Annotated in this window: 4 protein-coding genes; all 4 read left to right on the forward strand. The window is 39.3% G+C overall.

Annotated elements, in window-relative coordinates:
• Positions 1-9: 9 nt before the first annotated feature.
• Complete coding sequence (locus AC1DWN_RS32650; RefSeq protein WP_477563000.1) at positions 10-132, forward strand: nucleoside-triphosphatase; 123 nt, start codon at positions 10-12, stop codon at positions 130-132.
• A 182-nt stretch (positions 133-314) separates the two neighbouring features.
• Positions 315-785, forward strand: coding sequence for a VOC family protein (locus tag AC1DWN_RS32655; RefSeq protein ID WP_477562997.1), 471 nt, complete (start codon positions 315-317; stop codon positions 783-785).
• Between the two features lie 142 nt (positions 786-927).
• A complete protein-coding gene (locus AC1DWN_RS32660) occupies positions 928-1332 on the forward strand; it encodes a VOC family protein (RefSeq protein WP_477562998.1) in 405 nt (134 codons plus the stop codon).
• 116 nt (positions 1333-1448) lie between these two features.
• Positions 1449-2184: VOC family protein (locus AC1DWN_RS32665; protein ID WP_477562999.1), on the forward strand; the 736-nt coding region annotated here is incomplete at its 3' end.

Consider the following 2184-nt stretch of genomic DNA (forward strand, 5'->3'; position numbering starts at 1 on the left):
GTATTAGTTATCGATGAGATTGGATTTATGCAAATGTTATCCACTCCATTTCAACAATTGATTTCCAAAATAATTTCTGAAAATAATCAAATTGTTCTGGGTACAATTCCAGTAGATAGTCATCCGAAATAGACAAAATTAAAAAGCTTCCTGGAGTAGAAATCATCATGCTCGATGAAGATAATCGTGATTTCTTAACAGATGTTGTAGTTGAAAAAATATTACATGTAGTGCACTCATAGCTAAATGAATATCTATTACCTACACAACCACGTAAGGAAGACTAATGTGAAATGAGAAGGGGGAAATGGGTTATGCAATCGAATGAGGAAATCAAAGTGGAGGAAAGACTGGAGGACATAACAGGCATCACGTGTATGTATATTCCGGTGAGTAATGTTTACGAGTCTGCTAAATGGTATCAAAAAAATTTAGGGTGTCAAAACACAAATCCCAACAATCCAGTTAAACCTGGGATGGAAATAGCTATCTTGAGATTTCCCGATCAAAATGGAAATTTCGATGAAGCCGGTCTTAGGAGTGTGGTACCAGCTCTATTTCTGGGTACTGCAACGGAAGCAGCCGGGAGTTACGGTTATACGTATGGCGATGGTTATCGACAACCCGTAGCTTGTTTCATTAATCCTCGTATTCAAGAAATGTACGATCGTTTCAAGAAAAACGGAGTGAACATCGTAACCGAAATTCCGGAAAACAGACCTTGTGGACCAAACTTTAGATTTTGTGATCCAGATGGGAATCTATTGGAAATATGGCAACCGTAATCTTATAACTAACGAAGAACAAAAGCTGAATACAATTACTACATGGAGCTGCCGCTTAATGATGCTGGCAGATCCATTAAGCCTTTGGGTTTAAGGCGAAGACAATCTTGATTAAAATAATCCATATTAGGGAGTGTCTACTATGTCAGAGATTATTATCGATGGTTCTTCTTTCGTCTTGTTAGTCAAAAGTTTGGAACAAACCGTTCAGTTTTATTCCGATTTAGGCTTCAATTATGAAGTGATCGGTGACAAAGTACTTCACCACCATGTTTCGAGAGGTAAACTGACTCTCATTCTTGTTGAAGCTAAACAAGAAGATGAGGTGAAACCAATCAGTTCCAGATACGAGGAACAATATTTTGATGTATATTGTTATACGAATGCAGTTGATTTGATAGCTCAAGAAATTATGGGAAAAAATATAACCATCGTTAGAGAGCCGAATTACACAAATCATTGGAGCGAGTTTGCATTCCGTGATCTTAACGGCTATCAAATTACAGTCGGTGGAGGCATTGTAAATAAAGAACTTATTTCGGGATAATGACTCGGGGGTTAAAACTAACGGGTAGTATAGCGGAAAATTAGCATTCCTTATTTGGGATATTTCATTATAATGTGTGTGGCATTCAAATGTGAAAATGAGGGGGCTTAGCAACTATGAAAATTCCTCAACTTGCTTATGATGGCGAATCGATTGACACGATATGGGATAATCATGAGTTATCGATCGACTGGTTTGAAAGATATCTAGGACTGATACCGAGCGTGAGAGCCGACAAGGAACACTTTCGATTTGACTCAAACAGTCAAAGCGAAATGATGACTTTTTATACTGACATGTTCAACTTACACTCGATTATCACATCCAAACGACTTGTGCATCTATTTGCGGAGCGAGGCATTGACCCCAATATTCGTAGGTGTTTTTACACGAAACATTTGAACAAAGAACATACATATCTAAAGCAGAATAACGTGCGCGTTTCTGAAATATACGATGGGCCGATGAATCGACGATACTTTGATTTTTGGGCGACTGCTGAAGGAACAAGACTGACCGCAATTGAAGCACCTGAACTCTCCGATGATGCTCCAAGGTACACTAGCGGTTTTATTCGGATTGGCGTATCCGACCTGGACGCCTCGGTTCGCTGGTACCAGGAGTTCTTGGGACTTAGTTATGTGGACGAGCATACACAAGGGGATTGGGTTGAAATGACTACACTGTGTGTAGAAAATGTGAATGGTCAAAGAGTTACGCCGATTAGCAAAAAGTATTCCATTTACTTAGAAAAGGTCTCCTCAGAAAACGTCAACGGTCGTGTTGACGGGCCCGTAAGATCATATTTTCTAATCGAAGACAGGGAACAATTCAATCAATATCATGCAGCCC

It is taken from the genome of Paenibacillus sp. P4_A7, assembly GCF_056402455.1.